This window comes from Arthrobacter sp. H20 (assembly GCF_000520515.1).
Taxonomy (GTDB): domain Bacteria; phylum Actinomycetota; class Actinomycetes; order Actinomycetales; family Micrococcaceae; genus Arthrobacter_D.
In genome coordinates, this window is sequence record NZ_AZRY01000155.1 from 1 (window position 1) to 16,597 (window position 16,597).

The 16,597-nt window shown below is 61.5% G+C and carries 14 protein-coding genes; 10 read left to right on the top strand and 4 right to left on the bottom strand.

Features of this window, described 5'->3' with window-relative positions; translation table 11 throughout:
• The 3 genes from Y703_RS0100195 to Y703_RS22465 all read left to right on the top strand — a co-directional run.
• Positions 1 to 775: YsnF/AvaK domain-containing protein (locus tag Y703_RS0100195; RefSeq protein WP_026551121.1), on the top strand; the 775-nt coding region annotated here is incomplete at its 5' end.
• A gap of 9 nt (positions 776 to 784) precedes the next feature.
• The gene (locus Y703_RS16965) at positions 785 to 1,483 is read left to right on the top strand and encodes a hypothetical protein (protein ID WP_051427155.1); all 699 of its coding nucleotides are present in this window, start codon (positions 785 to 787) and stop codon (positions 1,481 to 1,483) included.
• A gap of 67 nt (positions 1,484 to 1,550) precedes the next feature.
• Positions 1,551 to 1,721 carry a hypothetical protein gene (locus Y703_RS22465; RefSeq protein ID WP_173400593.1) on the top strand — a complete coding sequence of 57 codons (171 nt, stop codon included), beginning with the start codon at positions 1,551 to 1,553 and terminating at the stop codon, positions 1,719 to 1,721.
• Positions 1,722 to 1,815: 94 nt separating this feature from the next.
• Here Y703_RS22465 and Y703_RS0100210 read toward each other — a convergent pair whose 3' ends face one another.
• Positions 1,816 to 2,415, bottom strand: a complete 600-nt coding sequence (locus Y703_RS0100210; protein WP_026551122.1) for a GDSL-type esterase/lipase family protein — start codon at positions 2,413 to 2,415, stop codon at positions 1,816 to 1,818.
• A gap of 62 nt (positions 2,416 to 2,477) precedes the next feature.
• Positions 2,478 to 6,395 (bottom strand): multifunctional oxoglutarate decarboxylase/oxoglutarate dehydrogenase thiamine pyrophosphate-binding subunit/dihydrolipoyllysine-residue succinyltransferase subunit, encoded by a 3,918-nt coding sequence (locus tag Y703_RS0100215; protein ID WP_026551123.1) that lies wholly within the window; start codon positions 6,393 to 6,395, stop codon positions 2,478 to 2,480.
• A gap of 265 nt (positions 6,396 to 6,660) precedes the next feature.
• On the opposite strand from Y703_RS0100215, the gene Y703_RS0100220 reads away from it, so the two are divergent.
• From Y703_RS0100220 to Y703_RS0100245, 6 genes are all read left to right on the top strand, one after another.
• Positions 6,661 to 8,124 (top strand): GMP reductase, encoded by a 1,464-nt coding sequence (locus tag Y703_RS0100220; RefSeq protein ID WP_026551124.1) that lies wholly within the window; start codon positions 6,661 to 6,663, stop codon positions 8,122 to 8,124.
• 315 nt (positions 8,125 to 8,439) lie between these two features.
• Positions 8,440 to 9,786 (top strand): hemolysin family protein, encoded by a 1,347-nt coding sequence (locus Y703_RS0100225; protein ID WP_026551125.1) that lies wholly within the window; start codon positions 8,440 to 8,442, stop codon positions 9,784 to 9,786.
• Positions 9,783 to 10,877: a hemolysin family protein gene (locus Y703_RS0100230; protein WP_026551126.1), complete on the top strand. Its 1,095-nt coding sequence runs from the start codon at positions 9,783 to 9,785 to the stop codon at positions 10,875 to 10,877. Before Y703_RS0100225 ends, Y703_RS0100230 begins: the two co-directional genes overlap by 4 nt.
• Before the next feature lie 96 nt (positions 10,878 to 10,973).
• On the top strand, positions 10,974 to 11,957 hold the full coding sequence (locus tag Y703_RS0100235) for a metal ABC transporter solute-binding protein, Zn/Mn family (protein WP_026551127.1): 984 nt from the start codon (positions 10,974 to 10,976) through the stop codon (positions 11,955 to 11,957).
• A gap of 99 nt (positions 11,958 to 12,056) precedes the next feature.
• Positions 12,057 to 12,842, top strand: a complete 786-nt coding sequence (locus Y703_RS0100240) for a metal ABC transporter ATP-binding protein (RefSeq protein WP_026551128.1) — start codon at positions 12,057 to 12,059, stop codon at positions 12,840 to 12,842.
• Positions 12,843 to 12,844: 2 nt separating this feature from the next.
• The gene (locus Y703_RS0100245) at positions 12,845 to 13,735 is read left to right on the top strand and encodes a metal ABC transporter permease (protein ID WP_026551129.1); all 891 of its coding nucleotides are present in this window, start codon (positions 12,845 to 12,847) and stop codon (positions 13,733 to 13,735) included.
• Here the strand turns inward: Y703_RS0100245 and Y703_RS0100250 are convergent.
• Positions 13,732 to 14,169 carry a Fur family transcriptional regulator gene (locus Y703_RS0100250; protein WP_026551130.1) on the bottom strand — a complete coding sequence of 146 codons (438 nt, stop codon included), beginning with the start codon at positions 14,167 to 14,169 and terminating at the stop codon, positions 13,732 to 13,734. The genes Y703_RS0100245 and Y703_RS0100250 overlap by 4 nt on opposite strands.
• Before the next feature lie 108 nt (positions 14,170 to 14,277).
• On the opposite strand from Y703_RS0100250, the gene Y703_RS0100255 reads away from it, so the two are divergent.
• A complete protein-coding gene (locus Y703_RS0100255) occupies positions 14,278 to 14,937 on the top strand; it encodes an MBL fold metallo-hydrolase (protein ID WP_026551131.1) in 660 nt (219 codons plus the stop codon).
• Here the strand turns inward: Y703_RS0100255 and Y703_RS0100260 are convergent.
• On the bottom strand, positions 14,934 to 16,592 hold the full coding sequence (locus tag Y703_RS0100260; protein ID WP_026551132.1) for an alkaline phosphatase D family protein: 1,659 nt from the start codon (positions 16,590 to 16,592) through the stop codon (positions 14,934 to 14,936). The two genes, Y703_RS0100255 and Y703_RS0100260, sit on opposite strands and share 4 nt — an antisense overlap.
• Positions 16,593 to 16,597 lie beyond the last annotated feature (5 nt).

Here is a 16,597-nt window from a genome sequence, read left to right on the forward strand (position 1 = left end):
AGTCGGATCGGTTGGTCAGATTTATCTTGATGATCAGACCGGGAACCCGAGCTGGGTCACCGTGAAGACCGGAATGTTCGGCACATCGGAGTCCTTCGCACCGCTCGAAGGGGCAAGCGTCGACGGCGACGACGTCCGGGTCGGGTATTCCAAGGACCAGATCAAGGACGCGCCGCGGGTGGATCCCGATGGTGACCTCAGTGTTGAAGAGGAGAGCCGTCTGTACCAGCATTACGGACTCAGCGCGCCTGGAGGCACCGGAAACTACGCTGAGTCCCAGTCCAGGGATATTGACGTTAAAAACCAGCCCGGTTACCAGTCCGGGGATGAGCGCGTTGATCCTGCTGGCGAGTCCAGTGTTGTCGGCCACGACACCTCCGGTCCCACCACTGATGATGCGATGACGCGTTCCGAGGAGCGCGTGAACGTCGGTACCGAGAGCCGGGAAACCGGGCGGGCACGGCTGCGCAAGCATGTTGTGACGGAGATGGTGACCAAGACCGTCCCCGTGAGCCGTGAAGAGGTCACGATCGAGCGCGAGCCGATCACTGATGCCAACCGCGGCGATGCCGTTGACGGTCCGGCTATCAGCGAAGAGGAACACGAAGTGATCCTTCACGCCGAAACTCCGGTCGTGGAGAAGGAAACGGTTCCGGTGGAACGCGTGCGGATGGGTAAGGAAACCGTCACGGACGAGGAAACTGTCACCGAGGAAGTCCGCAAGGAACAAATCGACACCGAGGGTGACGACAACTCACGCCGGGACAACCGGTAGGAAAAGCAGATGAGCACGAGCGCAGGTTCAGCCCAGCCCCGGGACGACAGTCCGAACCGTGGGGACAGCCGAAAAGACACAGCTCCGAGGAAGCGTTCCGAACGTCGCCATGGCGAATCCGATTCTCACGGCACGGACCCCGATCAGCGGTGGGACCGGGAAAGCGTCGTCGAACGCGAGAAGGAGCAGTTCGGCGGAATTAAGATCGGTTCGGCGTTCTTCGGCTGGCTGACTGCCACCGGCACCGCAGTGCTACTGAGTGCTTTAGCCACTGCCCTCGGCGCGGCCGTCAGCGCGGTCACCGGCACCGATGTCGCAGCCGGCGCGACCGAAGATCCACAAACCGCTGGGATCGTCGGCATCGTCGTGTTGCTGGTCATCTTGTTGGTGGCTTACTACTGCGGCGGATACGTTGCTGGCAGAATGGCGCGGTTCAACGGCATGAAACAGGGCATCGCCGTGTGGGTATGGGCCGTAGTCATCGCCATCATCGTGGCAATCCTCGGTGTCATCGCCGGGGACCAGTTCAACATCCTTGCCCAGATCCAAAGCTTCCCGCAGATCCCGGTGAACCCTGCTGAACTGACCACTCCGGCGATCATCGCCGCCGTGGTCGCCGCCGTCGTTGCGCTGATTGGTGCGATCCTCGGTGGCCTGGCGGGCATGCGATTCCACCGCAAGGTTGACAAGGCAGGACTCGGAAACTGAGGTAACCGTACCTCCAGCCCGCATCGTTGGGGAAAGATCGAAAAGAACCGAAACGAAGGAGAAGATCATGCAGATCGACAAGCAGCAGATCCTGGATCATTTGAAAAGCAAGGCCGACCAGGCCGAGAAGGAACTGCCCGATCAGGTCGACACAGACAAGGATCAGGGGATGCTCAGTAAGTTTGGTATCAATCCCCAGGACTTAGTGGGCAAGCTTCCAGGCGGCCTCGGCGGGTAACCAGATACGTCCGCATTGCCGGGCCGAGGTCTTTACAGGCACCGGCCCGGCAACCGGACGTCCAGCATTAGGCTCCCCGGCAGGGGCCCCTTATTTACTGGGGTGCGGGTACTTCCAGCCACTGAAACCACCCGCGGTGGAGGACCAGCCAAGCCATCAGCCCGTAGCCGGCCTGGCCCGGCCCGCCGCCGTTGGCAGCCAGGTCACTGCGCCACTGTTCGTGTGCCTGCAGCGGTGTGAACGTGTCAACGTACACATGCTTGCGCCGGGTGGTGACGTCGGCGAAGGCCGCCGAGAGATCCGCTAGCCTCCGGTTCCTTTCAGCATCGAGGCCCGGGGGAGGCCCGACGACAAGTACCTTGACGCTCATCTGCGCAGCGCCGTCCAGAATGTTGGCAAGGTTCAGACGGCTGCGCGCGGTTGACAGGTCAAGGTCAAGATCGCGGTCCGACAGGCCGATCACCAACCTGTTCTCGAAGCCGTCGTCGAAACGTCGCCCTGACTCCTGCTGCCACCGGTTTGCCAGGGCCTCTGTGCCCTCGTGAGGGGCAGCGAGGGTGAAGGCCTGGAGCGAGACGCCGTCGGGAGCCGTCCGTGCGAGGACACGGCCAAACCAGCCGAGCGCGCGAGGATCTCCAAGGCCCGCGAGCAGTTCGTCACCTACGGCTGCGAGCCGGATTCTGCGTTGTTCCACTGTTTACCTTTGTCCACTCATTGATTGTTCACCTGTGATCCGTGGTTCGAACCGAGGTCAAACTACTGACGTTCGAACGCCTTTTTCACCAGGATCTCCTGCTCCACGGCGTGGCGCTTTGCCGAGCCGGTTGCAGTGGACGCCGAGGCTGGACGGGACGCCAGGCGCAGGGGGCGATCAAGGTGTTCCGGCAGGTTGAGGCCGATAAATGGCCAGGGTCCCTGGTTGGCCGGCTCGTCCTGGGCCCACACGAGGTCGGCGTTCGGGTACTTGTTTACTGCCGCTTTGATCTCCTCAACTGGAAGCGGCGCCAACTGTTCCACCCTGATGATCGCTGTCTTCTGGTCATCGGTCTTTTGGCGCGAGTTCAGCAGATCGTAATAGAGGCGCCCCGACACCAGAATGACGTGGTCCACGTCTTTGACATTGGGCTCCTGCTTGTCCGGAATCACCTCCTGGAAGGTGCCGTTGGTGAAGTCCTCAACTGAACTTGCGGCAGCTTTCAGGCGCAGCAACTGCTTCGGGGTGAAAATGATGAGCGGTTTCCGAGGCCTGGTGTAGGCCTGGCGGCGCAGCAGGTGGAAATGGGACGCTGCGGTAGTGGGGTTGGCCACCACCATATTGTCTTCGGCGCACATCTGTAGGAAGCGTTCAATGCGGGCTGAAGAGTGGTCAGGGCCCTGGCCCTCGTAACCGTGCGGCAGCATCAGCACCAGCGATGAGCGCTGGCCCCACTTTTGTTCGGCAGAACTGATGAACTCATCGATGATTGTCTGGGCGCCATTGACGAAGTCACCGAACTGGGCCTCCCACAGAACCAGTGCGTCGGGGCGTTCGACAGAATAGCCGTACTCGAAACCCATTGCAGCGTATTCCGACAGCAGGGAGTCGTAGATCCAGAACTTCGCCTGCGCTTCGCTCAGATCATCGAGTGGCAACCATTCCTTGCCGGTCGCCCGGTCGTGGAATACCGCATGACGCTGCACGAAGGTTCCGCGGCGCGAGTCCTGCCCTGCCAGGCGGACTGGAACACCTTCCATGAGGAGCGAACCGAACGCGGCAAGCTCGCCGAAGCCCCAATCGATGCCCCCCTCACGAGACATCTGCTCGCGCTTGTCGAGCAACGCCTTCAGCTTCGGGTGCACGGTGAAGTTCTCAGGCACTGTTACGTGGACCTTGCCAATGTGGGCGAGGGTCTCGGCAGTGATAGCGGTGCTCGACGGTACGCCGACTCCAGAGTCGGACTGCTGGGCCAGCGGGCGTTCGATGTCGGAGACGGCTGCTGCATCCTTGGTAACGATCGGGATGGGTGACGTCTGGGCCGCATGCGTCTCCGCAAATACCCGTTCCAGGCGTTCCTGGTAGTCCCGTAGCGCCTGCTCTGCTTCGTCCTGGCTGATGTCTCCGCGGCCGATCAGGGCCTCCGTGTACAGCTTACGGACTGACCGTTTCGCCTCGATGAGGTTGTACATCATCGGCTGGGTCATCGACGGGTCGTCGCCCTCATTGTGACCACGGCGGCGGTAGCACACCATGTCGATCACAACGTCCTTGTTGAACTTTTGCCGGAACTGGTAGGCCATTTGGCCGACGCGCACCACTGCCTCGGGGTCGTCCCCATTGACATGGAAGATCGGCGCCTGAACCATCTTCGCAACGTCCGTCGAGTAGACGGAGGACCGTGAGGCGGTGGGGGAGGTGGTGAAGCCTACCTGGTTGTTCACGATGATGTGGATGGTGCCGCCGGTGCGGTACCCCCTCAACTGGGACAGGTTGAGGGTCTCAGCCACAACTCCCTGACCCGCGAAGGCGGCGTCGCCGTGGATCTGGATGGGCAGTACCGGGAAGGTGTCGCCCTGGTCCAGGCGGTCCTGCTTGGCACGGACAATTCCTTCCAGCACTGAGTCCACCGCCTCGAGGTGAGACGGGTTGGCGGCCAGGTAGATTTTTGTCTCGTTGCCGTTGTCCGAAGTGAACGTCCCCTCGGTGCCGAGGTGGTACTTCACGTCACCCGACCCCTGCACGGAGCGTGGGTCCTGGGTTCCCTCGAACTCGCGGAACACTTGGCCATAGGTCTTGCCCGCGATGTTGGTGAGGACATTCAGCCGTCCGCGGTGGGCCATGCCGATGGCCACCTCGTCCAGACCGTCGTCGGCCGCGTTGGAAATTACGGAGTCCAGCAGCGGAATCAGCGACTCACCGCCCTCCAGCGAGAAACGCTTCTGCCCGACGAACTTGGTCTGGAGGAACGTCTCGAAAGCTTCAGCAGCGTTCAGCTGACGAAGGACCCGCATCTGTTCTTCGCGGCTCGGTTTGGAATACGGGTGCTCCAACTCGTCCTGGAACCATTGGCGCTCCTCCGGATCCTGGATGTGCATGTACTCGATGCCGGTGGTGCGGCAGTAAGCATCACGGAGCACACCGAGGATGGTGCGGAACTTCAGCATCGGCTTGCCGCCGAACCCGCCCGTGGGCCATTCCCGGTCCAGGTCCCAGAGTGTGAGACCGTGCGTCCGGACATCGAGGTCAGCGTGTTTGCGCTGCACATACTCCAGCGGGTTGGTATCAGCCATCAGGTGTCCGCGGACCCGGTAGGCGTGGATGAGTTGCTGGATACGAGCAACCTTGTTGATCTCATCCATCGGATCAACCTGAATATCGGCGCTCCACCGGACCGGCTCGTAAGGAATCCGCAGAGCTTCGAAGATTTCGTCGTAGAAGTTCTGCTCCCCGAGCAGGAGCTGGTGGATAATCCGCAGGAACTCGCCGCTGCCTGCACCCTGGATCACGCGGTGATCGTAGGTGGAGGTCAGGGTGATGGTCTTGCTGATCGCGTGCCGCGCAAGGGTTTTCTCGCTGGAACCCTGGAATTCTGCTGGGTATTCGAGTGCGCCAGCGCCGATGATGCAGGCCTGGCCCTTGGACAGGCGCGGTACCGAGTGGACGGTGCCGATTCCACCGGGGTTGGTCAGGGAAACAGTGGTTCCGGCGTAGTCGTCGGCGCCGAGCTTGCCGCCGCGCGCCTTCTTGACCAGTTCCTCGTAGGCGTGCCAGAAGTCCGAGAAATTCATCGTCTCGGCCTTCTTGATGTTGGGTACCACCAATGACCGGGTGCCATCAGGCTTTGGCATGTCGATAGCGAGACCGAAGTTGACGTGGGCTGGCTGAACTGCTGATGGCTTGCCGTCGACGACGTCATAGTAGACGTTCTGGGAGGGGAACTGGGCGAGCGCGCGGATGATGGCGTAGCCGATGAGGTGAGTGAAAGACACCTTTCCGCCGCGGGCTCTTGCCAGCTGGTTGTTGATGACCACCCGGTTATCAATGAGGAGCTTGGCGGGAATGGCGCGCACACTCGTGGCGGTGGGAACCGTCAGGCTGGCGTCCATGTTGGTGGCAATAGCCTTGGCCGGTCCGCGAAGGACTTTGACCGTGTCCTCGTCCATGTCGGTTGTGCGGTCGGACTTCGGCAACTGGGCGGGAATCGGAGTCGCCGACGGCTTCTCGGCCTTGGCATTCTCTGACTGCTTCGACACGGGCTTTTCGGCTCTTTCCTGGGCTGCCTTTTCGATGGCACGGTCGGCGTTGTCCTCGGCCTTGATAGCGGCCTGTGAATGAGTCTCTTTGGGAACCGGCGGCTTTGCTGATTCCTCGAAACTGGCGGGCGATTCGCCAGAAGACTTGGGCGCGGCGGTCTCAGCATTGACTACGGGCAGCTCGCGGGTAGCAGGATTATGGCCGAGGTCGCCACTGCTGTTGTTGATACTGCCGCCGGTGACGCCGGTGTTACTGGCGCTGCGGGGGGCGGAATGGCGGCCGTTCTCTGATTTTGTATCTTCGGCGGCGAAGGAATCAAACAGGGTCCACCACTTCTTGTCCACCGAATTCCGGTCCTGTTGGAACTGTTCGTATAACTCGTCGACAAGCCATTCGTTTCCGCCGAATTCTTCAGGTAGACGGTGGTTGGGTTGTTCTGGCACTAGTAATACGCCTCTTCCGTAAGTTGCCGTGAGCCCGGTGGGGAAGGCCTGAAGCAAATTCGCCGCTCTAGAAAACTGTATACAGACCCGCGGTCAGTCTAATGACAGTCTTGGGCAACAAGCCAATCCCTCAGCCAATCTCGGGCGATGCCGGGGGACGGGTCGTGGGCACGTGGATGAGGACTCAGCTGCGCACTCATCCAGATGACGGAGGCGGCAGGACAAACCCCTAGACTCTTGGGGAAGCCGATCCAGGAGCACAACAATGCGTTTTATCACACCGCCAGCTACCGATCTCACCTACTCGGACGTTTTTTTGGTCCCGTCCGCCTCCGAGGTAATCTCCCGATTCGACGTTGACCTTTCTAGTGACGACTCGACCGGCACAACCATCCCGCTGGTGGTAGCCAACATGACAGCCGTCACCGGACGGCGCATGGTGGAAACCGTTGCGCGTCGCGGTGGGCTTGCGGTCCTGCCGCAGGACATTCCCTCGGAAGTGATCGCAGAGGTGACTGAGTGGGTGAAGACCCGAGATGCGGTCTATGAGACTCCGCTGAAGCTCCAGCCAGGGAATACAGTCATTGACGCGCTGCACCTGATTCACAAGCGCGCCCACGGGGCAGTGGTGGTAGTTGACGGACAGAACCGCTGCGTGGGCATTGTCCGTGCTTCCGATTGCGAGGGAGTCGACCGGTTCGCCTCCCTGGAATCGGTCATGCGCACCAGTTTCGTCAATTTCGAGGCCTCCCGATTCTCGGGCGACACGGCGGCAGGACTGCAGCGCGCCTTCGAAGAACTGGACGCTGCCAGCACAAGTCTCGCTCCTGTCTCACGCGACGGCGCGCTCCTTGGCATCCTCACCCGCAAGGGTGCGCTCCGGTCGACGATCTATCGGCCGGCTACTGACGCGAACGGGTCCCTGCGGGTCGCTGCGGCAGTGGGGATCAACGGGGACGTTGAGGCGAAGGCCGCTGAGTTACTCGATGCCGGCGTGGATGTCCTGGTGGTCGACACCGCTCACGGGCACCAGCGGAAGATGATCGATGCCCTGAGGGCGGTCCGCGGTGTGGCCAATGGGATCGCCCGGCCCGTGCCGATTGTTGCGGGCAACGTGGTGAGCGCGGACGGTGTCCGTGATCTCGTGGAGGCCGGCGCCGACATCATCAAAGTAGGTGTGGGCCCGGGTGCCATGTGCACCACCCGCATGATGACTGCTGTTGGGCGCCCTCAATTTTCTGCCGTGCAGGAGTGCGCTGAGGCGGCGCGCGAACTCGGGGCACAGGTCTGGGCTGACGGCGGGGTGAGGTATCCGAGGGACGTTGCTCTGGCACTGGCGGCCGGCGCGAGCCAGGTGATGATCGGATCTTGGTTCGCCGGAACGTACGAAAGCCCAGGCGATCTTCAGACTGACAGCAGCGGCAGGCAATACAAGGAAAGCTTCGGTATGGCGTCAGCGCGCGCCGTTCAGCATCGGACACAGCGCGACGACGTCTTCGCTCGCGCCAGAAAGGGTCTCTTCGAGGAGGGGATCTCAACATCGAAGATGTACCTGGATCCTGCCCGCCCCGGGGTTGAGGATCTGCTGGACATGATCACTGCCGGTTTGCGCAGTTCGATGACCTACGCCGGGGCACGCAGCCTTGCGGAATTCAGGGACAACGCAGTGGTGGGAATCCAGTCGGCCGCCGGTTATGAAGAGGGGAGGCCACTGCCGCAGAGCTGGTAGCAAGGGTACTGGTGTTGGTTAGTCGCTGATGTAAACTGGAACTCTTATGGACAGTTCCTCTAGGGGCCGGCCCTCGATGCGTCAGCAGCGGATCTCCGCAGCACGCTCGACTCGCGCCGGCAGACCCCGCACTCATGCCCATCATCTACTTCCGGCACTACTGAGCCCGGTGGAACCTGATCCCACCCGGTCAAGCGATTCAGGCGGTTGTTCAACGGAGCCGCTATCGGAGCCTTCTAGACCGGGCTTACCCGGTTATCTGCGTGGCCGCAGCAGTGAGAGTTACCGTACCGCCCGGATGGCGGTGAGCACACCGTGGAGATTTATTTCCTGATAGCGGGCCTGCTGCTCGTCCTGGGAACCGGTTTCTTCGTTGCAGTCGAATTCTCCCTTGTCGCGCTCGACCAGGCCTATGTCCAGCGGGCAGTCGACAATGGCGACAAGGGCGCAGTCCCTCTGCTGAAGTGCCTCAAGTCGCTGTCCACCCAGCTCTCGAGCTGTCAACTGGGGATCACCCTCACCACTCTGCTCACCGGCTATGTGATGGAACCGTCGGTGGGCAGGCTGATTCAGGGTCCGCTGACCACCATCGGCATTCCGGACGCGATCCTTGGCACTGTGTCACTCGTCATCGCGATGACCCTTGCCACCCTGTTGTCGATGCTGATTGGCGAGCTGGTTCCCAAGAACCTTGCCATCGCCCTCCCCTTCAAGATTGGCAAGCTGCTGGCCCGCCCGCAGCTGATCTTCACTGGCGTGTTCAAGCCTGCGATAGTCGTCTTGAACGGCTTCTCGAACCGGGTACTGAACCTGTTTGGGCTGGAGGCGAAGGAAGAAATCTCTGGCGCACGGACACCGTCCGAGTTGTCCTCCCTGGTCCGTCGGTCGGCTGAAATGGGGACGCTCGACGCTGGCACCGCCAACTTCCTCGCGCGAACCTTCAGCTTCGCCGAACGCACTGCCGCCGACGTCATGACGCCGCGGATCCGGATGGAGACTATCGAGTCGGACCAGAGCGTGGCCGACGTCGTCGACCTCGCCCGGCGGACCGGCTTCTCCCGGTTCCCACTGATCGCTGATTCCCCCGATGACATTCGGGGAGTGGTCCATGTCAAGAAGGCAGTGGCTGTGCCCCGCGGTAAGCGTGCAGGCCTGCCGGCTGGCACGATCATGACCGAGGTCCTCCGTGTTCCGGAGACTGTTCACCTGGATTCGCTCCTCGCGGAGCTTCGGGAGGCAAATCTTCAACTGGCGGTTGTGCTCGACGAGTACGGCGGAACAGCCGGCGTGGTGACCCTCGAAGACCTGGTCGAGGAGATTGTCGGCGAGGTTGCCGACGAACACGACAAGCTCAAACCGGGAGTGCTGCAGAGTGCCTCCGGGAACTGGTTCTTCCCTGGCCTGATGCGGCCTGATGAGGTGACCGACCAGATTCCGCGCCTGTCGGTGCCTGATGAGGCAGGCTATGAAACCGTGGCCGGGTACATCATGGCCCAATTGGGACGCATCGCGGCACCCGGAGACCGGGTCGACGTCCCCGGCGGAATCCTCGAAGTGGAGCGCATGGACGGCCGCCGGATCGACCGGGTCAGCTTTATCCCGATGGAACCGGCAGAGGATGCTGTGGAACTGGCAACAGTGGCGATGGAAGGTCAGCGATGAACGACTGGGCAGGAATCGTATGGCTGGTAGTCCTGTTGATCGGCAACGCCTTCTTTGTTGGTGCCGAATTTGCTGTGATGTCTGCCCGCCGTAGCCAGATTGAACCGCTGGCTGACGCAGGCTCGAAGCGGGCCAAGACCACTCTGTGGGCAATGGAGCACGTTTCGTTGATGCTTGCGTGCGCTCAACTGGGCATCACCGTGTGCTCCCTATTGATTCTGCAGGTCGCTGAACCGGCGATCCACCACCTGTTGGTGGTGCCTCTCGAAACGGTGGGTATTGGTGCCGGACCCGCCGACATCATCGCGTTCGCGATAGCGCTGCTCATAGTGACGTTCCTCCACGTGACGTTCGGCGAGATGGTCCCGAAGAACATCTCAGTGTCTGTCGCCGACAAGGCGGCATTGCTGCTCGCTCCGCCGCTCGTCATGATCGCCAAGGTTGTGAACCCGATTATCAGTTCACTGAACTGGCTGGCGAACCACATTCTGCGGGCCATGCGGGTGGAGCCCAAGAATGAGGTGACCTCGTCCTTCACCCTTGAGGAAGTGCAGTCTATTGTTCAGGAGTCGACCCGCCATGGCCTCGTGGATGATGGCTCGGGTCTGATCTCCGGTGCCCTTGAGTTCTCGGGCCAGACTGCTGGAACAGTAATGGTTCCGTTGGAGGAGCTGGTAAGTGTCCGTACCGACTCCACACCCGCTGACTTTGAGAAGACAGTGGGCAGGACTGGGTTCTCCCGCTTCGTGTTGATGGATGAGAACGATGCCCTGACGGGCTATATGCATCTCAAGGACATCATGTCCATCTCGGAGGAGATGTATTCCAAGCCCATCACCGAGAACAAGGTGCGGACCTTGGCGAACCTGCGAATGGATGACGAAATCGAGACGGCGCTGAGCACCATGCAGCGCACCGGATCGCATCTCGCCCGGGTGTTGGGTCCCGACGGTGCCACCCATGGGGTGCTGTTTCTTGAGGACATCATTGAGCAGCTGATCGGCGAGATCCGGGATGCCACCCAAAGTCAGGGCCACCGGCGGACAGGTGCCAGCGTCGAGGACCTTGGTTTGGACCGAAGCGTCAAGTAGCCCACCTGAACCTGTTTATGCGAATGATTCGCGTTTGCGTTAGACTCGGAGTCAAGAGTTAGTGATCCGAGCAACTACACGTAGATCGAGGGATACATGCGACGCCTTTCCACATCCACAGGCCTTATTGGGGTAGCAGCCGTGGCGCTGGCACTGACCGGGTGCGGGCAGTCTCAGGGTGAAAGCGCTTCAGTCGACACCGCTGGGGACAGCATTCAGGTCGTCGCCTCGACCAACGTCTACGGCGATATCGCCGAGACCATCGGTGGGGACGGCGTCTCGGTCACCTCTATTGTTGACAGCCTGGCGCAGGATCCGCACTCCTATGAGGCAACGGTTCAGGACAAGCTGGCTGTGTCCGAAGCTGATCTCGTGATCGAAAATGGTGGCGGGTATGACCCGTTCCTCCATAATCTTGCCGACGAGGTGGAAATGGACCACGACTTCATGATCTCGGCCGTGAGCATTGCCGGGTACGACGAGGGTGAGTCTGAAGAGGAGCACGCTGAGCACGAGGGTGAGTCTGAAGAGGAGCACGCTGAGCACGCCCACGGATCATTTAATGAGCATGTCTGGTATGACCTTGAGGCGATGGGTGCGGTTGCCGGCGCCATCGGTGACAAGCTTTCAGAAATAGATCCGGAGAACGCTGAAACATACAGTGCCAATGTCGGAGAATTCAACGACGGCATCGCAGCGCTTACCGACAGGCTCGCCGCGATGAGCGCTGATTCAGACGGCGAAACGGTTGCAATTACCGAACCGGTTCCGGTCTACCTCCTCGAAGCAGCAGGGCTCGAGAACATCACGCCGGGGGACTACAGCGAGGCGATTGAGGAAGGGTCGGACGTATCAGTGGCCGTCCTCAACGAAATGATGACCCTCATGGAAGACGAATCCTTGGCCTTCCTTGCCTATAATGAGCAGACGGAGAGTCCCCAGACCCAGGCCGTCCGTGACGCAGCGGACGCGGCGGGGGTGGAAATCGTCAACTTCACCGAGACAGTGCCTGATGGGGAAGACTTCCTGACCTGGATGACTTCCAATGTGGACGGTATCGAAAGCGTTCTCAACCCCTGATCGTTGGCGGCAACGCCACCACACTACCCTTCGCTGGAGATGAACTAACTGGCTCTGACCTATGACCACCTCACGACTGAGCACCGTAGCGCCGAGCCCGTGGTTCGCCTCCGGTCGGCCTCCCTATCCTTCGGCGAGCGCGTTCTCTGGCAAAACCTTGACCTGGACATCCGCAAGGGTGAGTTCTTCGCGGTGCTGGGGCCCAATGGGTCAGGCAAGACCAGTCTCCTCAAGGTGCTGCTGGGTCTGCAGCAGTTGGACTCGGGGTCAGCCACAGTCAACGGCGCCGCGGTGCGCCGCGGAAGCCGCGAGATCGGGTACATACCCCAGCAGAAGTCGTTTCCACCTGAAACTCCGCTGCGGGCGCGCGATCTGGTAGGGCTTGGCGTCGATGGACATCGCTGGGGCGTCCGGTGGAAGGGGCGGGAGTACAACTCGGTAGTCGACGCGCTGCTGGAGAAAGTGGGGGCGTCCGCCTACGCTGATGCGCCGGTGGGCCGTCTGTCAGGAGGGGAACAACAGAGGTTGCGTGCCGCCCAGGCACTTGCCACCAACCCGCAGGTGCTCCTCTGCGACGAGCCGTTGCTGTCCCTGGACCTTCACCACCAGCAGGCTGTCAGCGGACTCATCAACTCACAATGCCGTGACAATGAGTCGGCCGTGGTGTTTGTCACCCACGAGATTAACCCGATCATTGACTATGTCGACCGCGTGCTTTATCTGGCGGGAGGACAGTTCAGAGTCGGGCCGACCCATGAAGTCATGACCAGCGAGGTGCTGTCCGAGCTCTACAGCTCCAACGTCGAGGTGCTCCACAGCAAGGGACGGATCATTGTGGTCGGGCTCCCCGATGACACCACCCACCACCACGCGGAAGGACACTGAGAGTGGACCTGCAGGAGATCTTTACCGCAGTCTTCAACTTCGACAACTACTCCGACTTGCTCCCCCTGGTGCAGAACTCGCTGTGGGCGGGTGCAGTGCTCGGGCTTCTGGGCGGACTGATTGGCACCTTTGTCATGATGAGGGATCTGGCCTTCGCCGTGCACGGTATCGCCGAACTCTCGTTTGCCGGCGCAGCGTTCGCCCTGCTCATCGGCGCCAACGTCATCTACGGATCCCTGGTCGGATCGGTGCTCGCCGCAGTGCTGCTTGGGGTGATGGGGATCAGGGCGAGGGACCGGAACTCAATCATCGGCGTGATTATGCCGTTTGGTCTCGGCCTCGGAATTCTCTTCCTCGCCCTTTACGAGGGCCGGGCAGCCAACAAATTTGGCCTCCTGACCGGCCAGATCGTCTCGGTCGACGACGTCCAACTTTCACTCCTGGCTGGATGCGCCGTAGCGGTGATGGTGGCGCTGCTGGCTATCTGGCGGCCGCTCACGTTTGCCAGCGCCGACGCCGACCTGGCCGAAGCCCGCGGCGTACCCGTCCGTGGGTTATCGATCATGTTCATGTTCCTGTTGGGCGTATCCGTAGCGCTGTCCATTCAGGTGGTGGGTGCACTGCTGGTGCTCGCCCTCCTGATCACGCCCGCCGCGGCAGCTCTGAAGGTGACATCCTCGCCTCGAATCGTGGTGTTACTCAGCGTGGTCTTCGCCTGCGTGTCAGTGGTCGGTGGAATCCTGCTGGCGCTGGGTGGTCGAATCCCGATCAGCCCGTACGTGACAACTATTTCCTTCATGATCTATCTGGTGTGTCGGGGAATCAGCTGGCAGCGGGGCCGCAGGACGACGTCGACCGCTGCCCGCCGCCCAGTGCTGGCCGGATCCGCCTAACCAGCTGTTTGTTCGGCAGTGCAGGCCGGGCACAGACCGTAGATTTCAACTGTGTGAGCTACCTCGGTGTACCCATGCTCATCGGCGATGCGTGCTGCCCATTTCTCCACCGCTGGTGCTTCGATTTCGACGGCGCGGCCACAGTTCCGGCAGAGCAGATGGTGATGATGGTGCGGCGCATCGCACCTGCGGTAGACCGCTTCACCCTCACCGTTCCGTAGCACATCGACTAGTCCGTCCTCGGACATGGACTGCAGGATACGGTACGTGGTGGCGAGGGAAACCGCGTTGCCAGTCTCATGCAGCCGCCGGTGAAGTTCCTGGGTGCTGACAAAATCATCGAGCGTATCGAGGGCCGCGCTCACCGCCAGACGCTGCTTGGTGACCCGTTGTTCTGAGCCTTTGCGCACTACTGGCTCTGCTGTTGGTGGCACCTATGGATCGCCTCCTGATGGCTCGAATATTACTGACCTTCGCGACAAGATTACCAGCGGTAGCAGGTTCGGCTGTTGGCAGGCACGCCCCAGCGGTAGGCTAACGCGATGAAGCTCACCAAGTTTATCCACTCCTGTGTCCGCCTGGAGAAGGACGGGGCGGTGCTGGTCGTCGATCCAGGATCGTTCTCCGACGTGGAGACTGCCCTCGCAGGCGCCCATGCCGTGCTGATCACCCACGAGCACGCCGATCACTTCGATGAGGAAAAAGTAGTAGCGGCGTTGCAGGAGGATCCGTCGCTGCTGATCTATGCTCCGGCGGCGGTGGCAAGCCTCCTGGCGAATCGGCTCGACGACGACGGCCCAGTCCGGGTGCACACGGCCCAGCCGGAGCAGCGGTACAGTGTCGCTGGCTTTGAGGTGCAGACCTTCGGCGGTCAGCATGCTCTAATTCACCCGCACATTCCGATGGTCGCCAATGTCGGGTACTTCATCGACGGCTCCGTCTACCACCCGGGGGATTCCTTCATTGTCCCGCATGGCGTTGATGTCTCCGCGCTCCTCGTTCCGGTGCATGCGCCCTGGTCCAAGACCGCCGAAGTGATCGATTTTGTCACTTCGGTCAGGGCTGCACGTGCGTTCCAGATTCACGACGCACTGCTTAACGAGCAAGGTCTGCAACTGGTCGAGAGCCACGTGGCCCGTCTTGGCAACCTGTACGGCACCGAGTTCCGTCACCTTGCCCCCGGTGAAAGCGTGATGATTTAGCTCCTTGGCGAAACGGTCACAGTGGAGACTTGTTCCAGCTCCGGCGAGAGATGATCGCCGTCGACCACTACGCCGCGCTCCCACCAGAGGCGCAGACCGTCCGGCCCGTCTTCGAGACCGGCGAGGTTGTTGTCGAACCAGGGGCCCTTTAACCGGGTCCAGCGGAAGGGCGGATCAGGGACCTTGGCGGAGCGGGCTACCAGTGCGCCCACCGGGCTGGCGACGCCGTAGGAGAGGATGGCAGTCGCAAAGCGCATCGCGCGGGGGAGCGGGTTACGGATCGGCGAGCAGACGGCCTGGATGATCCGGCTTCCTGACGAGCGCTCCACCTCGGAAACGTACGAGAAATGCACGTCGCCGGAGAGGAATGTGACAGTCTCGGGTGCCTTGCCACGTTTCCCGTCCGCCACTTCAACCGCCATCTTTGCCACCGCCCTGAAGCTGCGTTGGAAAGCACCCCAATGCTCAAGATCGACGGTGCGCCGCATTTTTTCACCGATCTTTGCGCCAAACGTACCCCAGGCGCCGTCGGCCAGCGCTTCGTTCCACGCCTCAATGTGGTGCAGCCCAGGGGGCAGCAGGAAGGGGAGCGAGGTGGCAACCAACAGATGCCTGAAGCCGCCCTGCATCTGCCCATCGAGCCAGGCCAACTCCTGCTCATCCAGCACCGCCCGCTTCTCGGGGGTGAGCACCCGGCCCGCTCGGGAGTCGAGGACCACCAGGCGGACGTCGCCGATCTCCCGGGCGAAGCTCCACCGGTAAGTGGAGGGCTGCTGGTTGGTCCGGTCGGCGAATCGGTCCAGCACATCACTGATGTCCAGTTCCGCCTCACCGTGGTGGGCGCTGATCAGCTGCCAGATTTCGTCCTCCGCGCGGTGCTCTGGGGAGAGGTTACCCAAATGTTGGTGCACCCAGTAGGACGCCAGGCCCGAGACGATTCGCCCCTGCCACCAGGAGGTCGCCTCCATCGCCTGTTTCCATTTCAGTGACGTGTTCCAGTCGTCCCGGATGTCATGGTCGTCGAAGATCATCGCGCTGGGCAGGGTGGAAAGCAGCCACCGGTTGGCGTCGTCGGACCAGGCGAGGTTGTACAGGTGGGCGTACTCCTCGTAGTCCTTGAGCTCCTCGCCCGGTTCTTCCTCAATGTTCCGCCGTGCCCTGATGAACTCCTGCATCGCGTCGCTGGTCACGTCGGCGTACACCTGGTCGCCGAGGAACACCACCAGATCGGGCCAGGCCACGTCGTCGACCCCCCCCGCCATGTTGAGGGCGTAGGCACGCATCGAGTCGACGCCGTGTTTGCCGTTCCCGGCTTCGTTGTGCGGCACACTGGTCCGGCACGAGCCAAAGGCCAACTTGATCGGTCGACCCGGGGTCAACGTGGCAATCATTGACGGGGGAAACGCTGTCCCGGCTTTGGGCCATACCTGCTCGCCATCTATCGACACCGTGTACTCGGTGACGGTTCCGGGTTCCAGGCCGTCAGCCTCCACCAGGGCGTAGTGGTGGCCGTGGACGCCGAACGTCCTGGCGTCCCAGGACTGATCGCCGGCAGCAACAGTTACCTGCGCAGCGTGTCGGGTTTCCACCCAGATACTGGCCGAGGTCAGATCGACATAACGCATCATGGGACCAAGCACCAGGGAATCAGTCATTACTC